The following is a 26,022-nucleotide window of genomic DNA, read 5'->3' as shown; positions in this document are numbered from 1 at the left end:
AACGGTGCGGCGCGGCGGCGCACCGACCCCACAGCTTTTGGCATATCGCCATGCGCAAATGCGATTTCAGCATCGGTTGCTCGCCATGTCACTCTTCTATGGTGGGCAGGTGGGAGGATTTCGGTTTTGAACCTCGGGGATATTTCGGCACTGCTACAGGCGCGTCCGGTCGGCCATTCGCTGCCCCAGGCGCTCTATACCGGTCAGGACGCGTTCGAGTTCGATCTGGCGGCGATCTTCGGCCAGTCGTGGCTGTTCGTCGGGTTCGAGGCGGAATTGCGCCAGCCCGGCGACTATCTGTCCTTCATGATCGGTCGCTGGCCGGTGCTGGTGGTCCACGGCCGCGACGGCGAATTGCGCGCCTTCCACAATAGCTGCCGCCATCGCGGGTCGATCCTGTGCAAGCCCGGCGAAGGCCATGTCGCGCGACTGATCTGCCCCTATCACAGCTGGACCTATGGTCTGGACGGGCGTCTGCTCGCGGCGGGACGGATGCCCGAAGTCTTCGACAAGGGCGAGCACAGCCTGAAGCCGATCCATCTCGAACGCGTTGCCGGGGCCGTGTTCGTCTGCCTTGCCGAAACGCCACCCGACATCGCCACGATACGGCGCGACCTGACACCGCTGCTCGCGCCGCACAATCTTGGCCATGCCAAGCTCGCGCATCAGGCGACGCTGGTCGAATATGCCAATTGGAAGCTGGTGATGGAAAATGGCCGCGAATGCTATCATTGCGCGAGCGGCCACCCCGAACTCTCGCGATCCTTCCCGATCAACGCCTCGGCCTATTTCGATTTCGCCGATGATACGGCGAGCCGCTTCGAACGGCGCATGGCCGATCTGGCGATGCCGATGGGACCGGTGGGCGAGGATTGGTGGCAAGCGGTGCGCTTTCCACTGAATGACGGCACGGTGGCGATGAGCACCGACGGGCAATTTACCGTCAAGAAGCTGATGTGCGATATTGGCGGCGGCGACACCGGCTCGTTGCGCTGGGCGATCGAACCCAACAATTTCTGCCATTCGACCGCCGAATATACCTTTGCCTTCAGCGCATATCCGGTGTCGCCGACCGAAACGCATGTCGTGTCCAAATGGCTGGTGCATGAAGACGCGGTGGAGGGTGTGGACTATGACATCGCCTCGCTGACCGACCTGTGGACGCGCACCAATTTGCAGGACAAGGAGCTGGCCGAAAATAACCAGCTTGGCGTCAATTCGCCGGGCTATACGCCGGGCCCGTACAGCCCCGATGCCGAATCGCTGACAATGCGCTTCGTCGATTGGTATTGCGCCAAGGCCAACGCCTATCTTGATCGCGCGGCGCGATGAGCAACGAGACTCCTCCCGTGTGGCGTCCCGAAACGCTCGCGGTGCGCGCGGGCTACGATCCGGCCAGCGCCGCCAACGCCGCCAAGCCGCCGATCTACATGACCTCGACCTTCGCCTACGCCTCGGCCAGGCAGGCGAAGGACATTCACGAGGCGTATTTCGACGGAACCGGCCCCGAAGTCGGGCGGCCCGGCCATATTTATGCCCGGCTAAGCCATCCCGGTCTCGACATGGTCGAGGCGCGGCTGGCGGCGCTGGATGGGGCCGAAGGTGCCGCTGTGTTCAACAGCGGCATGGCGACGCATTCGGCGATCGCCCTCGCGCATCTGCGCCCCGGCGACAGCGTGGTGTTCAGCCGCCCGATCTATGGCGGCACCAACGGGCTCTATACCGGGCTGATGCCGGGCTTCGGCGTCGCCCATGCCGAATTCACCGATGGGTGCGACCGCGCCAGCATCGAGGCTGCGGTCGAGGAGGCGCTCAGCCACGGGCCGCTCAAGCTGATCGTGATCGAAACCCCGGCCAACCCGACCGCCGCGATCGTCGACATCGCCTTGGTCGTCGACATTGCCGGCGCCGTTGGGGCGCGCACCGGGCTGCGCCCGTTGGTGGTGGTCGACAACACCTTGCTCGGGCCGTTGATGCAGCGCCCGATCGCGCTGGGGGCTGATTTGTGCATGACCAGCCTGACCAAATATTGTGGCGGCCATAGCGATTTGCTCGCGGGCGGCGTCAGCGGCAGCGAAGCGTTGGTCGCGCCGCTCCGGCTGTTGCGCACCACGCTTGGCAGCCATCTCGACCCCTATACCAGTTGGTTGCTGCTGCGATCGATGGAAACGGTGCATGTGCGGGTCGAGCGCGCAATGGACAATGCCCGCCGCATCGCCGAATTTTTGCGCGATCACCCCAAGGTGGCGAGCATCCTCTATCTCGGCTTCCTGCCCGAAGGCAACGCCGCACGCGCGGTCTATGATCGCCAATGCAAGGCGGCGGGATCGACCTTTTCCTTCGCGGTCGTCGGCGGCGAGGCGGAGGCGTTCCGCTTTCTCGACCGGCTGACGCTGCTGCGTTTTGCAGTCAGCCTTGGCGGATCGGAAACGCTGATCACGCATCCGGCGACCACGACGCATTACGCGCTTACCCCTGCGGAGCGCGCGGCGGGCGGGATTACCGACGCCACGCTACGGCTGTCGGTCGGGATCGAGCATGTCGAGGATTTGCTGGCCGATCTCAGCCAAGCGCTCGACGCGGTATGACGGCGCGCGATTTCCACGCGATCGACGGCAAGGTGCCCGCGCCTGAGGCGCGCTTCGATGTGGTGGTAGTGGGCGCAGGATCGGCGGGCACAGCGGCGGCGATTGCGGCAGCGGCGGACGGCGCGTCGGTGTTGCTGATCGACGAAAATCCGGTGCCGGGCGCATTGATCGGCAGTGACGTTCCCTATTTCTACGGCGGTCGCATGACGGCGGCGGTCCAGCAACCCGCGCGGATGCTGGAGCAGGTGTTCGCCAGCAATCCCGCGCTGGAGGCCGCTTTCGCCGCCGGGGTCGATGTCCGGCTCGGCACCTGTGCCTGGGGACTGTATGTCAACGGCCCGGCGTTGCGCGCCTTGCCCGAGCCGATGCTGGGCATTGCCGATGCCGAAGCCGCGACGATGGTCGGGTTCGGGCGGCTGGTGCTGGCGACCGGCGCGCGCGATCTGGTGTTGGGCTTTGCCGGGTGGAATCAGCCGGGGGTGATGGGCGCGCAAGGCTTTGCCGCATTGCTGACGCGCTATGACGCGTTGGCGAGCCGTCGGATCGTGATCCTGGGTTCGGGCGCACTGGCGCTGGAAACGGCGCTGCTCGCGCTCGCGCGCGGGATCGCGGTTGCGGCGCTGGTCGAAGTGGCGGAGACGGTGCAGGGCCCCGCAGCGCTGGCGGAGCAAGTCGCGGCGGCGGGCGTGCCGATCTTGCTGGGTCACACCGTTGCGGCGACACACACCGGGATCGATGGAGTTGAAGGCGTTACCCTAACCCGTCTTCCTTCCCCGGCGAAGGCCGGGGCCCAGTCGGGAAACGGCGATTGGGAAGCGCTACGCTCCGTTACCGAAACCTCCGCGACTGGGCCCCGGCCTTCGCCGGAGAAGGAAGAGGCGCTGGAAATCCCCTGCGACACGATTGTGCTCGCCATCGGCCTCACCCCGGCAACCGAGTTGCTCGATGCAGCAGGCACCCTCCCGGGCGAAACCATCCGCCTGATCGGCGACGCCGCCACGGCCACCCGGCCAGACCCCGCCTATCTTCAGGCCTGGTCCGCCGCGCTCGGCCAGCACACCACCCCCGACACCATCGTCTGCCACTGCGAAGAGGTTACCCGCGCCGATCTGCTCGGCGTGCAGCCGCCCCGCTATCTTGATCGGCCGCAGGCAATGGCCGCGCGCTCGCTCGCTTCGCTGCTCAACGACGGGCCTGCCCATCCCGACCAGATCAAGCGCCTGACCCGTGCCGGGATGGGCGCGTGCCAGGGGCGGCGCTGCCGCGATCAGGTGGCGTGCCTGCTCGCCGAACAGCAGGGCATGCCGCTCGCCACGGTGCCGGTCGCCAGCTTCCGCGCGCCGGTGCGCCCTGTGCCGCTCGGCATCCTCGCCGACTGGCAGGAAAGCACCGCGATGACGGCGGGATGGGACGTGTGGTTCGGCATCCCGACGCAGTGGACGCCCTATACCGTGATCGGCACGCCGGAAGAGGCGGATCATGTCGCAGGGCTCGGCGGCACTATGCATGTCTGAGGCAGACCTGCCCAAGGGCGCAGCGGTCGTCGTGATTGGCGCGGGCGTCACCGGCCTCAGCGCGGCCTGGTGGCTGGCGCGCGACGGGTTCGACCTGGTGGTGCTCGACAAGGGGATCGTCGGCTGGGAAGCCTCGGGTCGCAATGGCGGCGGTGCCTCGCATTATCAGAGCCCGCTCTTCGCGGAAGAACAGCGGCTGTGGCCGTTGATGGACGATCTGCTCGGCTATCCGACCGAATATCGCCGCGAACGCATCATCATCCAGCGTGATCCGGACCTGCTCGACCATTACCGCGCGGTCGGGCGGATGTGCAGCGCGATGGGCTACCGCGTCGATGATCTGGACAGCCAGCAGGCGCAGGACATGGTGCCGCTGACCGACCAGAGCTGCCTCGGCGGCATTCATTTGCGCTTTGGCGGCCATGCCAATCCGCAGCGCACGGTGCAGGCCTATGCCTGGGCGCTGCAGGATTTGGGCGGGCGCATCCTGCAACATTGCCCGGCTTTGTCGATCGAGACCAAGGGCGGCAAGGTCGTCGCGGTCGATACGCCGCGCGGGCGGATCGCCTGCGACGCGCTGGTCGTCGCGGCGGGGCCGCAATCGGGGATGCTGCTTGCCCCGCTTGGCGTGGATTTCCCGCTCGCCTCGGCCCGCGCGGAGATGATCGTGACCGAACCCGCCCCGCTGATGCGGATCGGCGGCGTCGATGGCAATGGCCTGTACGGGCGGCAGACGCTGCGCGGCAATCTCGCTTTTGGCGGCGGCCCGCATGAGTGGATCGACATGGACGAAGCCGGCCCAAAGGCGCGCCCGACGTCGCCGCTGATCCGCAACTTAGCCCGCCGCGTCGCGGAGATGTTTCCCAAGGCCGCACACCTGAACGTCATCCGTTCGTGGGCGGGGGTGATCGAGAATACGCCCGATGGCCGCCCGATTCTCGACCGGCTCGACCATCCCGCCAACGTTACCGTCGCGACCATGTCAGGCGTCGGCTTCGGCCTGTCGCCCGCCAGCGGCCATGCCCTTCGCGATCTCGTCGTCGACGGCACCTGCTCCTTCGCCGACATTACCAAGCTCGGCCTCGCCCGCTTCAAAAGTCTGGAGCCCGATTGGCGCAAGCAGCGCGGGTGGGCGGCATGAAGCGCTATTCGGCACTGGCGCTGCTCAAGGCCGGGCTCACCGGGCAGCGCGGCTGGGAGCAAGCGTGGCGCGACCCGGAGCCGAAGAAGTCGTATGACATCATCATCATCGGTGGCGGCGGGCATGGTCTGGCCACGGCCTATTACCTCGCCAAGGTTCACGGCCTGCGCAACATCGCGGTGCTCGAAAAGGGGTGGATCGGCGGCGGCAATACCGGGCGCAACACGACGATCGTGCGTTCTAACTACCGCCAGAAACCCCTGCACGACCTATTCGATTTCGCGCTCGATTTGTGGGAGGGGATGAGCGACGCGCTCAACTTCAACGTCATGTTTTCCCCGCGCGGCGCGCTGTTCCTCGGCCATTCCGACGGCGATATGACGGCGCTGGCGCAGCGCGGCGATGCCTTGCGCTGCGACGGGATCGATGCCGAATTGCTGACGCGCGCGCAGGTGCAAAAGCTGGTGCCGCTGCTCGATATGGCCCCCGATGCGCGCTTTCCGATTCACGGCGGGCTGATCCAGCGCCGGGGCGGCACCGCGCGGCACGACGCCGTCGCCTGGGGCTATGCCCGCGCCGCCGATGCGCTGGGCGTCGACGTGATCCAGAAGTGCGAAGTCACCGGCTTCGCCATGACCGGCGGGCGGGTGAGCGGCGTCGCGACGACGCGGGGCCCCATCGCCGCCGGTCGCGTCGGCATTTGCGTGGCGGGCAATAGCGGCCCCGTCGCGGCGTTTGCGGGCCTCCAGCTTCCGATCGAAGCGCAGACATTGCAGGCCTTCGTCACCGAGCCGGTCAAGCCGATGATCGACACCGTCATCATGTCGCAGTCGCTGCATTGCTATATCAGCCAGTCCGACAAAGGCGGGATCGTGCTAGGCGGCGACCCCGACCAGTTCCCGAGCTACGCCCAGCGCGGCCTGCCGCCAAGGATCGAGAAGGCCGCCGCGGAAGCGATCGCGCTCGTGCCCGCGCTATCGCGATTGCGGATGGTCCGGTGCTGGGCGGGCACGACCGATATGAGCTTCGACGGATCGCCGATCCTGTCGGCCTTGCCGGTCGACGGACTCTATCTCAATGGCGGCTGGTGTTATGGCGGCTTCAAGGCGACGCCTGCTTCGGGCTGGTGCTACGCGCATTTGCTGGCGACGGGCGATAATCATCCGCTCGCCGCGCCCTTCGCATTCGACCGCTTCGCGCGCGGCGCGACCATCGATGAAGCAGGCGTCGGCGTCCTGCCGCAGTTGCGCTGATGCTGCAGATCGATTGCCCCTATTGTGGCCCGCGCGCACAGAATGAATTCGGCTATGAACGCACGCTCGATTCGATCGTGACGCTGGATATGCCCGCGGACGAAGCGGTCGGGCGGCTCTATGCGCGCGCCAACCCGCGCGGCTTCGATGAGGAGCTGTGGCGTCATGCCTTTGGGTGTCGACAGTGGCTGGTCTTGCGCCGCCACCGCCAGACGCACGAGATCGCATCCGTCGCCGCCTTTGATCCGGCGCTGCATCGATGAGCGGCCCGTCACGCTTGCCCGGCGGCCCCGCGCCGACGCTCCGTTTCACCTTCGATGGCGTACCGCTGCGCGCCAGCCCCGGCGATACGCTGGCGGCGGCGTTGCTGGCGAATGGCATCGGCCTGGTCGCGCGCAGTTTCAAATATCACCGCCCGCGCGGCATCCTGAGCGCGGGCGTTGAGGAGCCCAATGCGCTGGTTACGGTCGGCGAAGGCGGACGCCGCGAACCCAATACGCGCGCGACCGACGTCTATGTCTATGATGGCCTTGTCGCGCGCAGCCAGAATCGCTGGCCGAGCCTCGCGGTGGATCTGGGCGCGATCAACGGGCTCGCCGCGCGGTTCCTGACGGCGGGCTTCTATTACAAGACCTTTTTCGGGCCACCCTCGCGCTGGCTACTGTACGAACGCTTCATCCGCCGTGCCGCCGGGCTGGGCAAGGCACCGACCGCGCCCGATCCCGACCCTTACGAACACCGTTCGGTCTTTTGCGACGTACTGGTGGTGGGCGGCGGCCCCGCCGGAATCGCCGCCGCGCGCGCCGCCCTGCAGGTGGGAGAACGCGTGCTGCTGGTCGAGCAGGACCGCGTAGTGAGCGAAGCGATCGACGGCGCGCGCGTGCTGACCCGCACCACCGCAACCGGCCTATGGGATCACGGCTTTGTCACGCTGGTCCAGCGCTTGGTGGAGCCCGGCCAGCCCCCTGCCCCCGGCCAGCCCGCACAACGGCTGTGGCATGTTCGCACGCGCCGCATCGTGCTGGCGACCGGCGCGATCGAGCGCCCGCTAACCTTCGCCGGAAATGATCGCCCCGGCGTGATGCTGTCGCAAGCGGTGCGTCGCTATATTGAGCGGTTCAGGGTGCTGCCGGGCCAGCGCATCGTCATCGCCACCAACAATGACGATGCCTATGCCACTGCCGACGCGATTACCGCGGCGGGCGGCACCGTCGTCGCCATTCTGGATTCGCGCGCAGAAAAGAGCGCCATCGCCAGCGCCGCCGCGCACCCCGTCCACACCAATGCCTTCCCGATCTCGACCTCGGGCAAACGCCATCATCTGCACTCGGTCGAGGCGGACATCTGGACCGAGCGCACGCGCTTCGAGGCCGATCTGCTGGCGGTTTCGGGGGGCTTCACCCCTGTCGTGCATCTGCACAGTCAGGCGGGCGGCGCGCTCGACTGGCACGAGGAAATCCAGGCGTTCGTCCCCGGGGCATCGCGGCAAGCGGTATCGAGCGTCGGCGCGGCAGCGGGCGACCTTCCGCCGGTCGGCACCGCTGTCGCGGATCTGCCAAACCCCAAAACCAGCTTCATCGATTTCCAGAATGACGTGACCGCCGCCGATATCGATCTCGCCTGGACCGAAGGCTATCGCTCGGTCGAGCATCTCAAACGCTACACCACGCTCGGCATGGCGACCGACCAGGGCAAGACCAGCAATATGGCCGCGCTCGCGCGGCTGGCGAGCGTCGCCGGGGTCACCATTCCGCAAGCCGGTCTCACCACCTTCCGCGCGCCGTTCACGCCGGTAACGCTGGGCGCGCTGGCCGGGGCCGATGGCGGCGGCCATGCCGCGCCGAGCCGCCGATTGGCCCTCTACGATCGCCACCAGCGCCTCGCCCCGATCTGGCAACCACTCGGGCTGTGGCACCGGCCGCGCGCCTATCCGATAGCGGGCGAAACGCTGCATCAGGCGGCACTGCGCGAGGCGCGCGCGGTGCGCACCGCCGCAGGGATCGTCGATGTCTCGACGCTGGCCAAATTCGCTGTGGTCGGGCCGGATGCGGCGGCATTGCTCGAAAGCGTGTGCGCGACCGGCATCGCCAAGCTCGCGGTCGGGCGCGGACGTTACACCTTCCTGCTGCGCGAAGACGGTATGGTGATGGACGACGGCACCGTCTGGCGGCTGGAGGAAAACCGCTATCTGCTGACCAGTTCGACCGGCGGGGCCGACCGGATGGAGGCGCATCTCAGCTATGCCCACCGCGTGCTCGCCCCGCATCTGCGCGTGTCGGTGGTGGCGCAACAAGAGCATTTCGCCGGGATCGCGCTGGCCGGGCCATGCGCGAAGGCCATTGTAGCAGAGCTGACCGGCATCGCCCCGCCCGCGCATATGGGGCTGGCTCATGCCGAGATCGCAGGGGTGGCCGTGCTGATCCTCGCCGCGAGCTATAGCGGCGAGCGCGCCTTCGAACTTTATGCCGTGGCCAGCGATGCGGGCGCGGTGTGGGATGCCGTGGAAGCGGCCACGCGCGCGCGCGGCGGTGCGCCTTATGGGCTGGAGGCGCTGGAATTCCTGCGGATCGAAAAGGGCCATATCGTGATCGGGGCGGAGGCCGATGGCCGCACCACCCCGCATGACCTCCAGCTTGAGCGGATGCTGCGCAAGAGCGGCGGGTTCATCGGTACGGCAGGGTTGACCCGCCCGGCTTTGTCAGCGCCCGATCGCTTGCAGCTCGTCGGCCTGACCAGCGAAACGCCGATCCCCGAAGGGGCAATGCTGGTCACCGCGACCGGCGAACCGGTGCTGGGCCATGTCACCTCCGCCACCGGGCGTGTGCTGGGCGAGGGCGCGATTGCGCTGGGCTTGCTCGCTGCGGGAAGACTGCGGATCGGCGAACGTCTGCTCGCCACCTCCCCCACGCGCAATCAGTCCGCCCACGTGACCGTTAGGGCACCGCTTTTCTACGATGCCGAAGGGACACGCTATCGTGACTGACGCGCGAGTCACCCTGGCGATGGCCCCGGCGGACGATGTCGTCGCGCTTGACCTGTGGGACAAGGGCGTACCGCCGGATCTTCCAACCGGGCGGATAGTGCAGGTCGAACCGCGACGCTGGTGGTTGATCGACGCGGCGCAGCACACGCCCGCCATCGCCGCGCATATCGCCGATCGTGGCGCACTTTCGCCCATCGGCGGCGGCCTGATCCGCGCCACGCTCACCGGCCCCGGCTGGCGTGCGCTGCTGAACGTGAGCGGGTGGTTCGATTCCGAAAATCCCGTTTTCGGCCCCGGCCAGATCGCCGCGACGACGATCCACCATGTGCCGGTGTGGATCGCGCCGATCAGCGACACCGCGTGTGAGGTCTATCTGCCAGGCAGTTACGCCGCTAGTCTGGGCGATCTGTGGACGCGCGCGATCGGGGTGACCGAACCGCCGCCTGCACCGCGCAACAGACCCGGCGGCAGCTGACGGCGGGGAACGAAGACAATGGGGGCCAGCATGATGACATCGACGACACCGCGCCTGGAATCGGCGCGCTGGTATGTCGTGCTGGTGCTGGGGCTGGTCTATGCGGTCAACATCGCCGACCGCTATGTCGTCGCGACCGTGCTCGAACCGATCCGCAAGGAATTTGGCCTCAGCGATTCGGGCGTTGCCTGGCTGACCGGTGTTTCGCTCGCCTTCTTCTACATCTTTGTCGGGCTGCCGATCGCGCGCTATGCCGATCGTGCCAATCGCCGCAACATCGTCGCGGGCGCGATGATCCTCTGGTCGGCAGCAACCGCTTTGCTGGGCCTGACGCAAAACTATCTGCAGTTTCTGCTCGCGCGCATCGCGGTCGGCATCGGCGAGGCTGGCGGCACCCCGCCCTCAACCTCGATCATCGCCGACAATTTCCCGCGCGGACGGCGCGCCTATGCGCTGACCATCTATGCGCTGGGCCTGCCGCTTGGCGCGTGGATGGGATCGAGCCTGGCGGGCGCGATCGTCGAGCATTTCCATAGCTGGCGCGCGGCCTTTATCGCGCTGGGCGTACCGGGCGTGATCTTCGGCCTGCTGATCCTGCTGACCGTGCGCGAGCCGGTACGCGGCCGCTTCGAATTGGTCACCGAAGACAGCGCCCCCGCTGCAAGCTTTGTCGAGACGTGCCGCTTCCTGTGGACACAGCGATCTGCGTGGCACATCAACGCGGCCGGCACGGTGATTTGCCTGTGGGGCTGGGGCCTGTTGTTCTGGACGCAGACCTATTTCGAGCGCGCTTATGGCCTGTCGACCGCAGAGGCGGGCGGGCGCCTCGGCACGATCTATTTCTGGGCGGGTACGGTCGCGACGATCGCCACCAGCGCCATCCTCGCGCTGCCGCAAATGCAGGATCCGAAATGGATCGCCCGGCTGCTCGCCGTCATCGTCGCGGCATCGACGATCCCGTCCTTCCTGATTTACTGGACGCATTCGCTCACCGTGGCGACGGCGATGCTGTGGATTGTGGTGCCCGCCATCTATCTCTATGTCGGCCCGACCATGGCGCTGCTGCTCAATTTCATGCCAGCGCCGATGCGCGCACAGGGCATGGCGATCAGTTTGCTCACCGCCAATGTCGCCAATCTCATCATCGCGCCCACCGTCGTCGGCTGGATCAGCGACATGCTGACTGGGCCGCTCGGCGGTAATGCCGCATCGCTGCGCTATGCCTTGCTGGCGCTGTCGCTCACCGGCTTCTGGGCCGCCTATCATTATTGGACGAGCGTGCGCAGCTACGCCGTCGACGATCTACGCGTGCGGACCTTCGGCATGGACGCCGCGCCCATTCCTGCGGAGGCGTGATGTCCGTGCAGCCCTTCATCCTCACTTTGTCGTGCCAGGACCGGCCCGGCATCGTCGCCGCCGTCTCCGGCCACATTCTCGCCTGTGGCGGCAACATCACCGATTCCAGCCAGTATAATGACGCGGATTCGGGCGGTTTCTTCATGCGCACCGCCTTTTCCATCCCCGGCGGGGGGGATGCGGCGGCGGTGCACAGCGGGTTCGATGCGCTTGCCAAAGACTATGGCATGACGCTTACGCTCCGCCCGGCCGATGCCCGGCAAAGGGTGCTGATCCTGGTGTCGAAGTTCGACCATTGCCTGGTCGACTTGCTCTACCGTCGCCGCATCGGGGAGCTCGACATGGAGGTGGTCGGGATCATCTCCAACCATCCGGCCGAGGCCTTTTCGTCGCTCGATCTGGCGGGCATTCCCTTCCACCATCTGCCAATCACCCCCGCGACCAAGGCCGAACAGGAAGCCAAGATCTGGGCGATCCATCAGGCCACGCACACCGATCTGGTGGTGCTGGCGCGCTATATGCAAATTCTGTCGGACGATCTCGCAGCCAAATTCGCCAGCCGCTGCATCAACATCCACCACAGCTTCCTGCCCGGATTCAAAGGGGCCAAGCCCTATCATCAGGCCCATGCGCGCGGGGTGAAGGTAATCGGGGCGACCGCGCACTATGTGACCGGCGATCTCGACGAAGGGCCAATCATCGAACAGGATGTCGAACGGATCAGCCACGCCGACACGGCGGAGGATCTGGTGCGCAAGGGCCGCGACATCGAGCGCCGCGTTCTGTCGCGCGCGGTTGGTCTCCATCTGAGCGGACGCGTGCTGGCCAATGGCGCGCGGACGATCGTGTTCCGCGACTGAAGGCGATGGGGAGAGCGGTTTGCCGCCCTCCCCAGTCGGGTCAGAATTTCACCTTCGCCCGCACGCCGATCGTGCGCGGGCGCGCATAGGTCACGCGCGACCCCGCCTGATAGATCGCGTAATAGGTCGCGCGCTGGATATCGATCACCTTGACGCCATCGAACAGATTGTTGCCGAAAACGCCGAATTCGAACTGGCCCACGTCATAGGTGATCGACGCGCTGGCATTATGGCTTTCGGGGATCACGGCGAAGGTCTGGCTGGCCCCACCATTGCTGGTTTTGTCGACGATCAGCTGCTTGGTCTTCGGGTCAAGCGTGGTGGAGTAATTGTTGAACGTGGTCTGCTGCGACGAGATGTATTTGTACGTCGCCTGCAAATGCAGCGATCCGCTGCCAAGGTCGGTATCGTAGAACGCCCCGGCCGACGCGGTCACTTGCGGCGAATAGGGCGTACGGTCGCCGTCAAACGCGCCGACCGTCGGGATGTCGCCGCGCGCATTCGAATCGTTGAACGAGAAGCTGCCATTGAGCGTGATGTTGCGCGTCGCCTTGACCGCCGCCTCCAGCTCGACGCCCTTGCTGGCGATCTTGCCCTTATTGTCGGTGAAGAAATACGAGCAATTGAGCCGCAACCGCGTCTGCACGTCGGACCAGTCGATATAATAAGCGCTGGCATTGAGCGTGACGCGCCCGCCCGCCAGCTTGGCCTTTTCGCCGATCGTATAGTTCCACAATTTATCGGGTCCGAACGTCCCCGGCGCGGCGGTATAGCCATAGGCATTGAGCTGCGTCGTGCAGCGCCCGGCCAGACCCGCCGTGCCCAGCGGCACCGGCTGATTGGCCCCGCCATAACGGAAGCCCTTGGCGGCTTCGGCATAGATCAGCACATTGTCGTCGAGCTTGTACGAGATGTTGGCGCGCGGGTTGACGCCGTTCGATTTGAGCGTCGAGGTAATCGACTGGGTGATGCCTGTCGTCCGCCCCTGCGCATCCTTGCCGAGCAGCACGCCGAACGCGCCGCCTTCGTACAGATAATAGCTTTCCTTGAAATTGAAGTAACGCAGGCCAGCGGTCAGATCGAGCCGATCGGTGACATGCCACGTGCCATCCGCATAAGCGGCGAACTGATGCTCGTGAACATCCTGCAGGCCTGAGAAAATGTCGTTCGAGTTGAACGCGCCATCCACGGTTTTCGAGTCATACAGGCCGCTCGGCGTCGCGAACGGGCCGAACGCGGCATTCTGGTAGGACAGCGTATCGAACCCGGCGACCGGAATGTCCTGAACGAGGTGCCGGTTCTGCTTTTCATAATAGGCACCGACGGTCCATTTGATCGGGCCATCGTTCTTCGACACCAGCCGCGCTTCGGCCATGAAATCGTTGAGCTTCTGGTTGATCGTGTAGTTTTCGGCCGGGATCAGGCTGGTCACGGCGTGGTTGTAGCTGGCTGGCGGGTTGTACAGGGGATATTTGCCCGCCCCCGTATACGGCGCGTAATAACTGGCGAAATAATAGCCGATCTGCGGATCCGGGCTCGCGTTGAAGCCGATCTTGCGGTCGGTATACGCGCCGGTGACGATCAGATTGGCAAAGCCCGCGTCATAATCGAAACCGCCAGTGTAGAGCTTGAACAGGTCGCGCGTGCCTTCCGCGCCGTTGCTCTCATAGGTGTAGGGCGCAAGGCCATCGAGCCCGGTATTCAGCCCCTTGGCGCGGCTGTCCTCATAGGTGAAGCTGCCATCGACGATCAGTTTGTCGGTCGGCGTCCAGCGCACCGCGACCCGGCCCTGGGTGGAGCGGTTGCTGTTGGCGTTGTTGACCTTGTGCTGGCCGATATTGTCGATGAAGCCGCCATCATTGCCGACAAAGATATTGCCGCGCACGGCAAGCTGATCCTTGATCAGCGGAATGTTGACCATGCCGCGAACATTGTAACTGCCGGCACCATGCTCGGTGGTCGAGCCGCTCGCTTCGGCGGTGCCGAAGAAGCTCCTGGCATCGGGCTTCGCCGTCACGAAGCGCACCGTGCCCGCCATCGAACCCGCACCGAACAGCGTGCCCTGCGGCCCACGCAGCACTTCGACGCGGTCGAGATCATAGACCTTCAGGTCAGGCGTCTGCCCCTGCACCGAGATCGGCGTGTCGTCGAGATAGACCGCGACCAGCGGACGATCCGACGTGTCCGACGTGACATAGCCGCCCGTCGCAAGCCCGCGCAGGTTGAACTTATTGAAGCCCGGCGCACCTTCGGTGATGACGAGTGAGGGGGTGAATTTGGCGAGATCGGACAGATTGCCCTGCCCCGATTTGGTGACCTGATCGACATTCACCACCGACACCGCAATCGGCACCTTCTGCAGCGATTCCGCCCCCGAGCGCGTTGCAGTGACGACGATGTCGGTCAGCTCGCCGTCCTTGGGGGGCGTTTGTGCAGACGAAGCTGCCGCCGCGCCCGTATCGGGAAGGGGGGCAGCACGGTCTGCCGCAGCAAAAGCCGCTTGCGGTGCCAGCAGCGCCAAGCCTCCCGCAGATGCCAGCAAAGTAGCAAGCAAAGGCGTGCGACGGCCCAACGGGCCGGATTGAGCATGAAACTTCGTCATAGTCCCCCCTTGTCGTAAACGCCCCGTCAGATCCTCGCGCTGCCGCATCAGGCTTCATGCCTTTTGCTTGCGGAGAATTTGGATCTGATCCCCGATTGAAGAAGCTCACCCGATTCCCGAAAAGCGAGAAGGATAATAATCAGATAGGGGCATTCCAAATTGCGATTATGGCCGATCGGTGACGGGTCTGGCAAGGGGGCCGAGCGTTTCGATCAGCGGGCCAAGCCACGGCTCGAAGCCACGCCACTGGTCCAGCGCGTCGCGGAAGATCGGGCGACGCACCTGTTCCGAACTGGGCGTGCGCACATTCCGTCCGGTCTCGAAAAAGCGCAGACAGTGCGGCTCGAAAGCAAGCCCGCAATAACCGAGCAGACGGCGGATTTCGCTCTCGGCATCGTCCACCAGATCTTCATAGACAATGCGGTGCACCCTGCCCGGCAAGACCGTATCGAAATGCGCCATCAGCGCCACATAATCGCGATAGTAATGGGCCAAATCTTCAAGATCGTAACTATAGGCCTGTCCACGCGCGAACGCCTGCTTGAAAATGGAGAAGCAGCACGCCACCGGATCCCGCCGGACATCGATGATGCGCGCGTTCGTCAGCATCAGATGAATCAGGCCGCCGTGCAGGAAATTGCCGGGAAATTTATCGACGAACAATGGTCGGTCCCCGCTGCGATACACCTCGGTCTGCTTTAGATAGGCGCGTCCAAGCTCGGCGAACGTCTCAAGCGGCACTTGCGAGATCGAAGAAGGATAGCCCGGATTGGCGACCGCCAAGTCCCGCGCCAGCGCGGTCAGCGTCGGCAGCTCCGACGCGCCCTCGACCTGACTATGGCTGGCGAGGATCTGTTCGACCAGCGTCGAGCCCGATCGCGGCATCCCCACCACGAAGATCGGGCCGATCGCATCGCACCCAGCGCCCGCCGCTCGCGCGAACAGCGAAGTGTCGAACGCGGCGATCGATTGCGTAACGAAGCGATGATGCGCCGCGGCATCGTGCGGCTCCAGTCGCTTTCGCGCCGCATTGCCGCGTGCATAATGGTCGAACGCCTCGGCATAGCGGCGCTCATCCTCCAGCGCCTTGCCCAACGCGAAATCCAGATAGGCGCGGTCGCCGGGATTGGCGCTGGCCGCTTCCGGCAGCGCCTGCATCCGCGCGATATCTTCGGCGTCGAAGCGCACCGTCTTGAGATTGGCGAGGCTCCACCATGCCTCACCGGAGCCGGGCGCAATGGCGATGGCGCGACGATAGGCGGCGACCGCATCGCTTTGTCGCCCGATCGCGCGCAGGGCGTGGCCATAAGCGTGCCACATCTCGCTATCCTCGGGCGTCGTCCGCACCACGCCTTCATACGCATCGATTGCCTGCGCGACATTGCCGAGCTGCATGTGGATCGCCGCTTGCAAACCGACCACCATCGCGCTGCCCGGATACGCCTCCACCACCGGCTCGATCGCGGTGAGGGCCTCCGCTCCGCGTTCGAGCCGATGCAGCGTGAGGGCGAGGCTGAACCGCGCGGGCGCGAAAGCGGGCGCGGTCGCCACCGCCGCGGCCAGCAACGGCTCGACCGCCGCGAAATGCCCCAGGCGCATGCCGATATCGGCTAACAGACGGACAGCCGCGACATCGTTCAGGTCCAGCCCGAAGCGCGTCCACAGCGCCGCGCGAGCGCGCGGGTCCTCGCGCGTGAAGAGCGCACTCGCGACATCGGCGAGCGCGGCATCGCCGACATAGCCCGGCACCACGCGCATCTGCGCTGCGACCGCAGCGTCGGTGCGGTTGCGCAGCGCGAGCTGGTCCCCCAGCGCATGCCAGGCGAGCGACGATTGCGGATTGGCGCTGGTCGCGCGTTCCAGCGCGGCGATGGCGAGATCGGACCGACCGAGCGCCGCCAAGGCCGTTCCATATTCGTAGTGCAAGCCCCACGCAGCGGGCCGCACCGTCGCCAGCGGTGCCAGCACCGCGCAAGCCGCAGAGATTTCCCCGCTCCGCCGCAACGCCGCGCCGAGCAGAAAGCGCGTTTCAAACGATTGCGGTTCCACCGCCACGGCCCGCCGCGCATATTCCACCGCCGCGACCGGATCGACGCCGAGCAACCGCCGGGCCTCGCGCAATTCAGGAGAAGGACCGGGTTTGGGCAGCGTCATGGTCCCGCAAGGCCAGAGGGGAAAACGCAAGCCTATCCACCGCCGCGCCTAAAATCCACAAAGGCGGCCCTTTCATCGCGATCGAGCGTCTCGCCGCACGCTCAATCGGGATTGGCAAGCGCCTCCAGCGCGGCACGGTCGCTGACGACGATCGCTCGCCCACCCCGCGCGAGCGTGACTGCACCCAGCACCTTCAGTCGCGTCAATTGACGACTGACGGTTTCGATGGTCAGCCCGAGGAAATCCGCCATATCGCCCCGGCTGACCGGCACATCGATGCTGAGCGATCCGTCGGCGGACCCCACCCCCGTCCGATCCACCAGATCGAGCAGAAAACCGGCAACGCGCTCCTGCGCGCCACGCTTGCCCAGCGTCAGCATCCGCTCGCGCGCCTCGTTCAGCGACGCGACCGTGCGGCGCAACAAGGTTCGTTCGATCGCCGACACCTCGGCCACCACACGCTCGAAGCGCTCGCGCGGATAGACGCACAGATCGCTATCGACGAGTGCGGTGACCGTCAGCGACGACGTTTCTTCGAAAAGCTGCCCGACAAAATCGCCGCCAAACACAAGGCCGACAATCTGTTCGCGACCATCAGAGGTGGAGGCGGTGACCTTGAGGATGCCCGACACGACGTTCGCGCATACCACATTGTCGTCGCCCGCCCAGGTGAGCACCTGCCCCGCCGCGACCGCGCGCCGTCGGCCGATCGCGCTCAATGATGACAGTTCGTCGATATCCGCCGCGCCGCAAAGGCCCATGTCGCGAACGTCGCATTCCGCGCATCTGTTGGTGAGCGTCCCCATGTCCCTGCTATCACAGGAACAGCGCCCCACGCCTGTACGTAATTGTCCCGATGCCGTGCTCAGTCACCCTCGCCGTCGTCGATCAGATCGGCCGCCGTCCTGCGGCTGCACATCGCGTGGCAGCCGGTCGGACAGTCGCGCCGCTGGCCGGGTGGCTCGCCCGAACGTCCGAGCGGGATCGTCACGGTGCCATGCCCGCCGCAGATCGCCGCGGTGATGCTATCGCCCGGCACCCCCGCCTGCGCCACCGTGGCATTCGCCAGCCCCAGCAACGCGACCAACGCCAAGGCCGCACCGCCCCGCGAAGACCGCGTAGAATGGCAAGGGGTGGAACAGGGCATGAGCGTCTCTGTACGCCGATTCACCGCGCCCGGTGTTTGACCCCGATCAAGCATGGGGAGGTACCGGATCGACAGCCTTGGCAAGCACGGGCTGATCCTCCTCGTCGATCAGGATGCGCAGCGCGGCCCCGTCGAGATCCTCGAACTGCCCCGAGCGCGCCGCCCAGAAGAACGCCGCCAGCCCCGCCAGCCCCAACGCCAGCGCCACCGGAATCAGAACCACCAGCCCGGTCATCGCGCGACCCCGCGCAAACGCAGCGCATTGGCGACCACGATCAGCGACGATCCCGACATGGCGAGCGCGGCGAGCAACGGTGTCACTTGCCCGGCGATCGCCAGCGGCACCGCCAGCACATTATAACCAATCGCCAGCGCGAAATTCTGCCGCACGACCCGCATCGTCCGGCGCGCGGCGGCGACGGCGATCGGCACCGGCATCAATTTTTCGCCAAAGAAGACCAGATCGGCGACAAGCTGGCTGACGTCCGTGCCCGAAGACGGGGCCATGCTGACGAACGCACGCTTCATCGCCGGACCGTCGTTCAGTCCGTCGCCGACCATCAGCACCTTGCGCCCGCGTGCCGCAAAATCATCGACGATGCGGCATTTGTCGGCAGGGTCCATCCGCGCGCTGCCGTGGATACCGAGCGTATCGCCGATCGTCTCGACCACCGCCGCCGAATCGCCCGACAATAAGCGCGGCGCGAACCCTTCTGCGCGGAGACGATCGATCGCGGCGAGCGCATCGGGCCGCAAGGCATCCCCGAACGTCATCACGTGGGCCGGGCCAGTGCCGATGCGAAATGCGGTCGCCATGGCTGCACTATTCACGAGCGACCCCACCCAGTCGAGTCGCCCCAATCGCACGACCGCGTCTCCGAGCCGTGCCTCCACGCCCATCCCCGGATGCTCGACCAGATCGGTCACGGCGGCGGCGACCACGCTATCGCGTGCGAGCGCATCGCTCAGCGCCACCGCCAGCGGGTGACGGCTCGCCTCGGCGAGCGCCAGCAATACGCCGCGTTCTTGCTCGCCGGTGGGCATCCCGCCCAGTGGCACGACGTGGCCGAGCGTAACGGTGCCGGTCTTGTCGAGTAGCACGGTATCGGCGGCCGCCAGCCGCTCCAACGCCGATCCGTCCTTGAGCAGAACCCCGGCACGCATCAGCGCGCCCGCTGCCACGACTTGGGCAATCGGCACTGCCAGCCCCAGCGCACACGGGCAGGTAATGATCAGCACAGCGACCGCGATCGTCAGCGCCTGGTGCAGCCCCGCCCCCGCGATCAGCCAGCCGACCAGGCTCAGTGCCGCCAGAGTATGCACCGCCGGCGCATATAATTGCGACGCGCGATCGGCGATGCGCACGTAGCGCGACTTGCCCTGCGTCGCGGTCTCCATCAGCCGCGCGATATCGGCGACGATCGTCGCCTCGCCCGCCGCCGTCACGTGCACGGTCAACGGGCCGCTGAGGTTGATCGTCCCCGCCAACACAGTGTCGCCAACGGCAACCACCTCCGGGACGCTCTCGCCCGTCACCAGCGAGCGGTCGACACTGCTGCGCCCGGCCTCGACCACGCCATCGGCCCCGATCCGTTCGCCCGCCGCGATCAGCAGCCGCATGCCCGGCGCGAGTTCGGCGGCAAGGCGCTGTTCGGTGCTGCCATCGGGCCGCCGTACCAGCACTTCGCTTGGCACGCGTCGCATCAGCGCCGCCACCCCGTCCGCTGCCCGCACGCGCATCGCACTGTCGAGAAAGCGCCCGGCGAGCAGGAAAAACAGCAGCATCGTCACGCCGTCGAAATAGGCGTGCGCGCCGCCGATGACGGTTTCGTACAGGCTCATCGACAGCGTCAGGACCACGCCGATCGAAATCGGCACGTCCATGTTCGTGCGCCCATGCCGCAGCGCACCCCATGCGCTTTTGAAAAAGGGCCGCCCCGCATAAGCGACCGCCGGCAGCGCGATCGCCGCCGAGAGCCAGTGGAACAGCGTCCGCGTCGCGCCATCCGCGCCCGACCAGATCGACACCGACAGCAGCATGACATTCATCGCCGCGAACCCGGCGACCGCCAGCGCGGTCATCAACATGCGGCTTTCGCGATTGGCCGAGGCTTCGCTTTCCCCGACAAAGGGTTGCGCCGAAAAACCCAGCCGCCCGATCGCGGCCTGCAGATCGTCGTCGGCAACGTTGGCGGCGTGCTCGATCCGGACGCGCTTGCTGGTGAAATTGACCCGGGCCGACGCGACGCCCGAAATCTCCGGCAGGCCCTTTTCTAGCTTGGCGATACAGCCCGCGCAGCGCAGCCCGTCGACCGTGAAGATCGATGTTTCGAGCGGCGCTGCGGCACTCATGCCGGAATCTCGTCGTCGAAGCGCGCATCGTCGGCACCGCGGCGGACATCGACGCGCAACAGCCAGCGCCCCGCCGGGAGCGCCGTCGTCGACACGAACCGACCGTTGCCGACCGAGCGGAAGGCCAAATCCCGCTCGGGCATCCGGCCAAGCGGATGCGTTGCGCGCACCGTGACCACAGCATCGGAGAGCGGGCCATGCGGCGCGAGCGCGGTGACGATCACCACGCGGTCACCATCGACCGTAGCATCGACATTCCACTTGAGCGCGCGCTGCGCCCGCGCTTCGGCCAGCCAGTCGTTAAAGCGCTGGCTGGCGACATAGCTGTTGTCGACCACCGTTCCGCCAAAGGTGCCGATGGCATAGCTCGCCATCAGCACGTTGACCGCAATGACAAGGCCGAACATCGCGACGACAATACCGGTCATGTGCCAACCAGTGAAGGGACGGGTCATGGCGTTTGCTCCGGACGTTCGAAAAAGCTGCTGTCGCGCGCGGTTCCACCTTCAGCATCCAGCGCGCGGACGGTGAAGCCAAGGTCGGAACGCGCCGGACCCGCACCGGGCGCGGTAACGAACACCGGCACTTGCGCGACCTGATCGGGCGCGACGTTGACGTGCACGCTTCGCGCGGCACCACCGCGGCCAGACGCCTCGGTCCACAGCACCGCGCCCGGAACACCATCGATCGCGATTTCGACGGAGCGTGGCCGCTCCTCCATGTTGCGGACCTTGACGGTATAGCCATTGCGAATGCTGCCGTCCGACAAGCGTACCCATTGCGGATTGCGCGTCTGCAGCACGCCAATGCCGATCCGCTCACGATTGCCCAGCGCGAACAGCATCGCCAGGCCGATCCCCGCCCAGGCACCGAAATAGACAAGCGTGCGCGGCCGGAACAAGCGCTTGAGCGCGGGCACCGCCGCCTCCCCCGCCCGAGCCCGCCGGGCGTCGAGGTCGGTGGTATAGCCGATCAGCCGTGGAGGCCGTCCGACCTTGGCCATCATGCCGTCGCACGCGTCGATGCATAGTCCGCAGGTAATGCAGCCGATCTGCGCCCCTTCGCGAATATCAATTCCAGTCGGGCACACCGCGACGCAAGCGTTGCAGTCGATACAATCCCCGACCCGGTCCGCCAGTTCGGGATGTTCGAGCAGCGCGACCAGCGACGGCGTCGCCGAGTCCATCTGTGCCAGCGGCTCGGCGCGTTTCAGCCCGTGGGAGCGCGGCTCGCCCCGCCACGCCTTGTACGTCACCGTCAGCGATTTCTCATCGAGCATCGCGCTCTGGATGCGCGGCCACGGGCACATGTAGATGCACACCTGCTCCCGCATCAGGCCACCGAAGATATAGGTGGTGGCGGTCAATACCCCCACGGTGGCATAGGCAACGAAGGGCGCGCTTCCCTGCACGAAGGCCTGGCCAAGCGTCGGCGCGTCGGCAAAATAGAAAATCCACGCACCGCCCGTCAGCGCACCGATCACCAGCCAGATCGTGTGCTTGGCAATCCGCCGCGCGACCTTGGCCGGCCCCCAGGGCGCGCGCTGCAGCTTGATTTGCGCGTTGCGGTCCCCGTCAATCGCGCGCTCGACATGCACGAACAGGTCGGTCCACACGGTTTGCGGGCACGCGTACCCGCACCACGCCCGCCCCACCGCCGAGGTTACCAGGAAGAGCCCGATCCCGGCCATGATCAGCAGGCCCGCGACATAATAGAATTCGTGCGGCCAGATCTCGATCGAGAACATGTAGAAGCGCCGATGCGCCAGATCGACCAACACGGCCTGATCCGGCGCATAGGGGCCGCGGTTCCAGCGCAACCACGGCGTGACGTAGTAGATCGCCAGCGCGACCAGCATGATTGCCCATTTCAAGCGCCGGAACGGACCGTCCACCGCCTTCGGGAACACCTTGCGGCGCGCCTCGAAAAACTGTTGGCCGTCACCGGTCAAGTCCCGCGGATGGACCATCAGCGGGCCGCGACCGCCGGTGCCGCCGCAGGCTCCGGAGCGGGATCCACCGGCGTCTTTTCGCCGCCGCCCAGCGAGTGGACATAGATTGCCAGCATCTTGATCGTCACCGGATCAAGCCGCGCGCCCCAGGCCGGCATGATGCCGTAACGGGCGTTGGTCACCGTCTCGGTGATCGTGTCGCGGTCCCCGCCGTAGAGCCAGATGCCGTCAGTCAGATTGGGCGCGCCCATTGCGCGGGTTCCCTTGCCCGCATCCCCATGACACACCACGCAATTGGCGGAAAACAATGCCCCACCCCGCTTCGACGATGCGGTCGCCCGCTCCTGCTTCGACAGCACACGGACATAGGAGACCACGTCCTGCACTTCGTCAGGCTTGAGGATTCCGTCGCGGCCGAAGGCCGGCATTTGCGACATGCGGGTTTCCTCGTCGCCGGGTTGGCGGACACCATGCAGCAGCGTTTGCTGGATGGTCTTCAAATCACCACCCCATAGCCAATCATCGTCATTCAAGTTGGGATAGCCCTTGGCCCCGGCGGCCCCCGCGCCGTGGCACTGCGTGCAATAAACCTTGAACGCCGAATGCCCGCCCTCCTGCGCCGCGCGCAGCAATTTGGGATCGTCCGGGATTTTTTCGATCGGCGTTTGCGCCAGCGCGCGCATCACCGGCGCGCGACGCGCATGATCCGCCGCCATTTCCTTGGCGAGATCGCCATGGCTCGACCAGCCGAGCACCCCGGTCGTCGCGCTGTGCAACATCGGGATCGCCGGATAGAGCACGACCATCACCGCCGCGAAGGCAATGCAGGCGTAGAAGGTGTATAGCCACCAGCGTGGCATCGGGGTGTCGAGTTCCTCGATCCCGTCCCATTCATGCCCGACAAAGCTGGTGCCGGTGGGCTCGTCGATGCGCTTTTCGTCAGCCATCCACTTCGTCCTCTTGTTCGAAGATGCTGTTTGCCGCCCGTTCATGCTCGGCGGCGACCGAACGCAGGAAGGTCCAGCCGGTGAAGGTCAGGAACGCGACCCCCATCAGGATCAGCCCCCAACTGTCGGCGAATTCCCGCAGCAGATCGTAGGTTGTCATCGCGCTTGCTCCCGCGGCGCGGCCGACTTGAAATCGACCTGTGTGCCAAGGCCCTGCAAATAGGCGACCAGCGCATCCATCTCGGTCACGCGTCCGGGCTTGCCGTCGAAATCGCGCGCTTGCGCCTTGGGATAGCGCTTGACGAGTCCCGCCGTGTCGCCTTCGCCCGTCGCCTGCGTGGTGACGTCGTCGGCCGCTTTGGCGATTTCCTCATTGGTGTACGGCACCCCGACCCGGCGCAACGCGACCAGGTGATCGCCAATGTGGCTGACATCGAGATCGCGATCCGCGAGGAAGGCATAAGGCGGCATGATCGATTCCGGCACCACCGCGCGCGGGTCCTTCAGATGCTGGACGTGCCATTCATCCGAATAGCGGCCGCCGACCCGCGCCAGATCCGGCCCGGTGCGCTTCGATCCCCATTGGAACGGGTGATCGTACATGCTCTCGGCGGCCAGGCTGTAATGGCCGTAGCGTTCGGTCTCGTCGCGGAACGGGCGGATCATCTGGCTGTGGCAGCCATAACATCCCTCGCGGATGTAGATGTCGCGCCCGGCGAGTTCGAGCGGGGTATAGGGCCGCACGCCCTCCACCTTGGTCACCGTCGAGTCGATCCAGAACAGGGGAGCGATCTCGACGATGCCGCCGATGGCGACGGTGAGGAAAGCGAACACGGCGAGCAACGTGACGTTGCGCTCGATCACTTTGTGGCGGTTGAGAAGATTTGCCATGGTCGCGCCCTTATTCTGCTGGGACGTGCTGGAGCGGACGGTCGCGCGCCGGATCGAAGGCCGGGGACGACATCGGGGCTTCGTCGCGGAGCTTGCCCGCAATCGTCATCCAGATGTTCCAGGCCATAATCAGCGCACCGGTGAGGTAGAGCAGCCCACCCGTCGTGCGGATCAGATAATAAGGGTGCATCGCCTGGACGACTTCGGCGAAGGAATAGACGAGATACCCGTCGCTTCCATATTCGCGCCACATCAGCCCCTGCATGATGCCCGCCACCCACATCGACGAGGCGTAGAGCACGATGCCGAGCGTGGCGCACCAGAAGTGCCAGTTCACCATCCGCAACGAATAAAGCCGGGTGCGGCCCCACAAGCGTGGCGTCATGTAATACAGCGCGCCGAAGGTGATCATGCCGTTCCAGCCGAGCGCGGCGGAATGGACATGGCCGATCGTCCAGTCGGTATAGTGGCTGAGCGAATTGACCTCCTTGATCGACATCATCGGCCCTTCGAAGGTGGCCATGCCGTAGAAGGCGAGTGCGAACACCATCATGCGGATGATCGGATCGGTGCGGATCTTGTCCCATGCGCCGTTGAGCGTCATCAGGCCGTTGATCATGCCGCCCCAGCTCGGCATCCACAGCATCACCGAGAACACTTCGCCCAGCGTCTGCGCCCAGTCGGGCAGCGCGGTGTAGTGGAGGTGATGCGGCCCGGCCCAGATGTAGAGGAAGATCAGCGACCAGAAGTGGATGATCGACAGCCGGTAGCTGTAGATCGGCCGTTCGGCCTGCTTCGGCACGAAATAGTACATCATGCCGAGGAAGCCGGCCGTCAGGAAGAAGCCGACCGCGTTATGGCCGTACCACCACTGCGTCAGCGCGTCCTGCACGCCGGCAAAGGCCGAATAGGATTTGGAGCCGAAGAACGACACCGGCACCGTCATGTTGTTGACGAGGTGCAGCATCGCGACGGTGATGATGAAGCCGAGATAGAACCAGTTGGCGACGTAGATGTGCGGTTCGGAGCGGCGCACGATCGTGCCGACGTAGACGGCGAGATACGACACCCAGACGATCGTCAGCCAGATGTCGACATACCATTCGGGCTCGGCATATTCGCGGCCCTCGGTGATGCCGAGCAGATAGCCCGTCGCCGCAAGCACGATGAACAGCTGGTAGCCCCAGAACACGAAGCGTGCGAGCCAGGGGAAGGCCAGGCGCGCGCGGCAGGTGCGCTGGACGACATAATAACTCGTCGCGATCAGCGCGTTGCCACCAAAGGCGAAGATCACCGCCGATGTGTGCAGCGGCCGCAAACGCCCGAAGGTGGTATATTCCGAATGGAGGTTGAGCAGCGGGAAGGCGAGCTGCGAGGCGATGACCACGCCGACCAGCAGGCCGACGATCGCCCAGAACACCGTGGCGATCACGCCCCAGCGGATGACCTCGTCATCATAGCGATCGCGCGGGGCGGGCAAGGACCCGTCCGCAGCAATCGCGGGATTGCCAACGCGACGCATCGCGTAGAACGCAGCGATAAATGCCGCCAGCGCGACGATTCCCATCTGGATGGCAAAGCCCTGGTCGATCGCGCAGGCGGACATTCCCACCGCCGCGAAGGCCACCAAGAGCCAGGCCACCGCCCTCATCACGATTCCGTCCATTCGCGCCTCCGCAGCCACTACAGCTTGCCAATGGCCACGTCAGCCGACGCGGCCCTTGACCTTCGTCAAACCGCTACTGCGGATTCTGAACGGCGGATGTACGTAGAGTCACGCGGTTCGGCGGCATCGGTGGTGGCCGCGC

General features: G+C 65.7%; 22 protein-coding genes. 10 read left to right on the top strand and 12 right to left on the bottom strand.

The window, feature by feature from the left end; genetic code table 11:
* The first annotated feature begins 126 nt into the window (after window positions 1-126).
* Genes EJC47_RS11440 through purU form a run of 10 tightly spaced genes read left to right on the top strand, consistent with a single transcriptional unit; the run spans window position 127 to window position 12,170 of the window.
* Window positions 127-1,332, top strand: coding sequence for an aromatic ring-hydroxylating oxygenase subunit alpha (locus EJC47_RS11440; protein ID WP_260591551.1), 1,206 nt, complete (start codon window positions 127-129; stop codon window positions 1,330-1,332).
* On the top strand, window positions 1,329-2,588 hold the full coding sequence (locus tag EJC47_RS11435; RefSeq protein ID WP_126847776.1) for an aminotransferase class I/II-fold pyridoxal phosphate-dependent enzyme: 1,260 nt from the start codon (window positions 1,329-1,331) through the stop codon (window positions 2,586-2,588). Before EJC47_RS11440 ends, EJC47_RS11435 begins: the two co-directional genes overlap by 4 nt.
* Window positions 2,585-4,102, top strand: coding sequence for a (2Fe-2S)-binding protein (locus EJC47_RS11430; protein WP_126847774.1), 1,518 nt, complete (start codon window positions 2,585-2,587; stop codon window positions 4,100-4,102). Before EJC47_RS11435 ends, EJC47_RS11430 begins: the two co-directional genes overlap by 4 nt.
* Complete coding sequence (locus EJC47_RS11425) at window positions 4,095-5,243, top strand: NAD(P)/FAD-dependent oxidoreductase (RefSeq protein WP_260591550.1); 1,149 nt, start codon at window positions 4,095-4,097, stop codon at window positions 5,241-5,243. The genes EJC47_RS11430 and EJC47_RS11425 overlap by 8 nt, the downstream gene beginning before the upstream one ends.
* Window positions 5,240-6,496, top strand: a complete 1,257-nt coding sequence (locus tag EJC47_RS11420; RefSeq protein ID WP_126847769.1) for a sarcosine oxidase subunit beta family protein — start codon at window positions 5,240-5,242, stop codon at window positions 6,494-6,496. The genes EJC47_RS11425 and EJC47_RS11420 overlap by 4 nt, the downstream gene beginning before the upstream one ends.
* Window positions 6,496-6,759 (top strand): sarcosine oxidase subunit delta, encoded by a 264-nt coding sequence (locus EJC47_RS11415; protein WP_126847767.1) that lies wholly within the window; start codon window positions 6,496-6,498, stop codon window positions 6,757-6,759. Before EJC47_RS11420 ends, EJC47_RS11415 begins: the two co-directional genes overlap by 1 nt.
* Window positions 6,756-9,479, top strand: coding sequence for a 2Fe-2S iron-sulfur cluster-binding protein (locus EJC47_RS11410; RefSeq protein ID WP_126847765.1), 2,724 nt, complete (start codon window positions 6,756-6,758; stop codon window positions 9,477-9,479). The genes EJC47_RS11415 and EJC47_RS11410 overlap by 4 nt, the downstream gene beginning before the upstream one ends.
* Window positions 9,472-9,954, top strand: coding sequence for a sarcosine oxidase subunit gamma (locus EJC47_RS11405; protein ID WP_126847763.1), 483 nt, complete (start codon window positions 9,472-9,474; stop codon window positions 9,952-9,954). Before EJC47_RS11410 ends, EJC47_RS11405 begins: the two co-directional genes overlap by 8 nt.
* 30 nt (window positions 9,955-9,984) lie before the next feature.
* Window positions 9,985-11,310, top strand: a complete 1,326-nt coding sequence (locus EJC47_RS11400; RefSeq protein WP_260591549.1) for a spinster family MFS transporter — start codon at window positions 9,985-9,987, stop codon at window positions 11,308-11,310.
* Entirely contained in the window at window positions 11,310-12,170 is an 861-nt protein-coding gene (gene purU / locus EJC47_RS11395; RefSeq protein ID WP_126847759.1) for a formyltetrahydrofolate deformylase, read from the top strand. Before EJC47_RS11400 ends, purU begins: the two co-directional genes overlap by 1 nt.
* A 40-nt stretch (window positions 12,171-12,210) precedes the next feature.
* Here purU and EJC47_RS11390 read toward each other — a convergent pair whose 3' ends face one another.
* The 12 genes from EJC47_RS11390 to ccoN all read right to left on the bottom strand — a co-directional run bounded on the left by EJC47_RS11390 (window position 12,211) and on the right by ccoN (window position 25,880).
* On the bottom strand, window positions 12,211-14,772 hold the full coding sequence (locus EJC47_RS11390; protein ID WP_260591548.1) for a TonB-dependent receptor: 2,562 nt from the start codon (window positions 14,770-14,772) through the stop codon (window positions 12,211-12,213).
* A 165-nt stretch (window positions 14,773-14,937) separates the two neighbouring features.
* Complete coding sequence (locus EJC47_RS11385) at window positions 14,938-16,926, bottom strand: tetratricopeptide repeat-containing sulfotransferase family protein (RefSeq protein ID WP_126847757.1); 1,989 nt, start codon at window positions 16,924-16,926, stop codon at window positions 14,938-14,940.
* Window positions 16,927-17,027: 101 nt separating this feature from the next.
* Window positions 17,028-17,732, bottom strand: a complete 705-nt coding sequence (locus EJC47_RS11380; protein WP_260591547.1) for a Crp/Fnr family transcriptional regulator — start codon at window positions 17,730-17,732, stop codon at window positions 17,028-17,030.
* Window positions 17,733-17,791: 59 nt separating this feature from the next.
* Window positions 17,792-18,019, bottom strand: coding sequence for a hypothetical protein (locus EJC47_RS11375; protein ID WP_126847755.1), 228 nt, complete (start codon window positions 18,017-18,019; stop codon window positions 17,792-17,794).
* 100 nt (window positions 18,020-18,119) lie between these two features.
* Window positions 18,120-18,308 carry a cbb3-type cytochrome oxidase assembly protein CcoS gene (gene ccoS, locus EJC47_RS11370; RefSeq protein WP_033963725.1) on the bottom strand — a complete coding sequence of 63 codons (189 nt, stop codon included), beginning with the start codon at window positions 18,306-18,308 and terminating at the stop codon, window positions 18,120-18,122.
* Window positions 18,305-20,425, bottom strand: a complete 2,121-nt coding sequence (locus EJC47_RS11365) for a heavy metal translocating P-type ATPase (RefSeq protein ID WP_126847753.1) — start codon at window positions 20,423-20,425, stop codon at window positions 18,305-18,307. Before EJC47_RS11365 ends, ccoS begins: the two co-directional genes overlap by 4 nt.
* A complete protein-coding gene (locus tag EJC47_RS11360) occupies window positions 20,422-20,880 on the bottom strand; it encodes a FixH family protein (RefSeq protein ID WP_033963720.1) in 459 nt (152 codons plus the stop codon). Before EJC47_RS11360 ends, EJC47_RS11365 begins: the two co-directional genes overlap by 4 nt.
* Window positions 20,877-22,394 (bottom strand): cytochrome c oxidase accessory protein CcoG, encoded by a 1,518-nt coding sequence (ccoG, locus tag EJC47_RS11355; RefSeq protein WP_126847750.1) that lies wholly within the window; start codon window positions 22,392-22,394, stop codon window positions 20,877-20,879. The genes EJC47_RS11360 and ccoG overlap by 4 nt, the downstream gene beginning before the upstream one ends.
* On the bottom strand, window positions 22,394-23,323 hold the full coding sequence (gene ccoP / locus EJC47_RS11350) for a cytochrome-c oxidase, cbb3-type subunit III (RefSeq protein ID WP_126847748.1): 930 nt from the start codon (window positions 23,321-23,323) through the stop codon (window positions 22,394-22,396). The genes ccoG and ccoP overlap by 1 nt, the downstream gene beginning before the upstream one ends.
* Complete coding sequence (locus EJC47_RS11345; RefSeq protein WP_033963718.1) at window positions 23,316-23,483, bottom strand: CcoQ/FixQ family Cbb3-type cytochrome c oxidase assembly chaperone; 168 nt, start codon at window positions 23,481-23,483, stop codon at window positions 23,316-23,318. Before EJC47_RS11345 ends, ccoP begins: the two co-directional genes overlap by 8 nt.
* On the bottom strand, window positions 23,480-24,214 hold the full coding sequence (gene ccoO / locus EJC47_RS11340) for a cytochrome-c oxidase, cbb3-type subunit II (RefSeq protein WP_033963717.1): 735 nt from the start codon (window positions 24,212-24,214) through the stop codon (window positions 23,480-23,482). Before ccoO ends, EJC47_RS11345 begins: the two co-directional genes overlap by 4 nt.
* A 10-nt stretch (window positions 24,215-24,224) precedes the next feature.
* Entirely contained in the window at window positions 24,225-25,880 is a 1,656-nt protein-coding gene (gene ccoN / locus EJC47_RS11335) for a cytochrome-c oxidase, cbb3-type subunit I (protein ID WP_126847746.1), read from the bottom strand.
* Between the last annotated feature and the right edge of the window lie 142 nt (window positions 25,881-26,022).

Origin of the sequence: Sphingomonas sp. TF3, from assembly GCF_003985085.1 — a bacterium.
In the GTDB taxonomy this organism is placed as follows: Bacteria; Pseudomonadota; Alphaproteobacteria; order Sphingomonadales; family Sphingomonadaceae; genus Sphingomonas.
The sequence above is the reverse complement of the archived record's forward strand: the minus strand, read 5'-3'. Positions and strand labels throughout refer to the sequence as shown.

Bases quoted from the DNA above. Each gene is read 5' to 3' on its own strand.
- ccoG (WP_126847750.1), bottom strand. From the start codon at position 22,394: ATGGTCCATCCGCGGGACTTGACCGGTGACGGCCAACAGTTTTTCGAG.
- EJC47_RS11365 (WP_126847753.1), bottom strand. From the start codon at position 20,425: ATGAGTGCCGCAGCGCCGCTCGAAACATCGATCTTCACGGTCGACGGG.
- purU (WP_126847759.1), top strand. From the start codon at position 11,310: ATGTCCGTGCAGCCCTTCATCCTCACTTTGTCGTGCCAGGACCGGCCC.
- EJC47_RS11380 (WP_260591547.1), bottom strand. From the start codon at position 17,732: ATGGGGACGCTCACCAACAGATGCGCGGAATGCGACGTTCGCGACATG.
- EJC47_RS11425 (WP_260591550.1), top strand. From the start codon at position 4,095: ATGTCTGAGGCAGACCTGCCCAAGGGCGCAGCGGTCGTCGTGATTGGC.
- ccoS (WP_033963725.1), bottom strand. From the start codon at position 18,308: ATGACCGGGCTGGTGGTTCTGATTCCGGTGGCGCTGGCGTTGGGGCTG.
- EJC47_RS11345 (WP_033963718.1), bottom strand. From the start codon at position 23,483: ATGACAACCTACGATCTGCTGCGGGAATTCGCCGACAGTTGGGGGCTG.
- EJC47_RS11410 (WP_126847765.1), top strand. From the start codon at position 6,756: ATGAGCGGCCCGTCACGCTTGCCCGGCGGCCCCGCGCCGACGCTCCGT.
- EJC47_RS11435 (WP_126847776.1), top strand. From the start codon at position 1,329: ATGAGCAACGAGACTCCTCCCGTGTGGCGTCCCGAAACGCTCGCGGTG.
- EJC47_RS11415 (WP_126847767.1), top strand. From the start codon at position 6,496: ATGCTGCAGATCGATTGCCCCTATTGTGGCCCGCGCGCACAGAATGAA.
- EJC47_RS11390 (WP_260591548.1), bottom strand. From the start codon at position 14,772: ATGACGAAGTTTCATGCTCAATCCGGCCCGTTGGGCCGTCGCACGCCT.
- EJC47_RS11400 (WP_260591549.1), top strand. From the start codon at position 9,985: ATGATGACATCGACGACACCGCGCCTGGAATCGGCGCGCTGGTATGTC.
- EJC47_RS11420 (WP_126847769.1), top strand. From the start codon at position 5,240: ATGAAGCGCTATTCGGCACTGGCGCTGCTCAAGGCCGGGCTCACCGGG.
- ccoO (WP_033963717.1), bottom strand. From the start codon at position 24,214: ATGGCAAATCTTCTCAACCGCCACAAAGTGATCGAGCGCAACGTCACG.
- EJC47_RS11385 (WP_126847757.1), bottom strand. From the start codon at position 16,926: ATGACGCTGCCCAAACCCGGTCCTTCTCCTGAATTGCGCGAGGCCCGG.
- EJC47_RS11360 (WP_033963720.1), bottom strand. From the start codon at position 20,880: ATGACCCGTCCCTTCACTGGTTGGCACATGACCGGTATTGTCGTCGCG.
- ccoN (WP_126847746.1), bottom strand. From the start codon at position 25,880: ATGGACGGAATCGTGATGAGGGCGGTGGCCTGGCTCTTGGTGGCCTTC.
- EJC47_RS11430 (WP_126847774.1), top strand. From the start codon at position 2,585: ATGACGGCGCGCGATTTCCACGCGATCGACGGCAAGGTGCCCGCGCCT.
- ccoP (WP_126847748.1), bottom strand. From the start codon at position 23,323: ATGGCTGACGAAAAGCGCATCGACGAGCCCACCGGCACCAGCTTTGTC.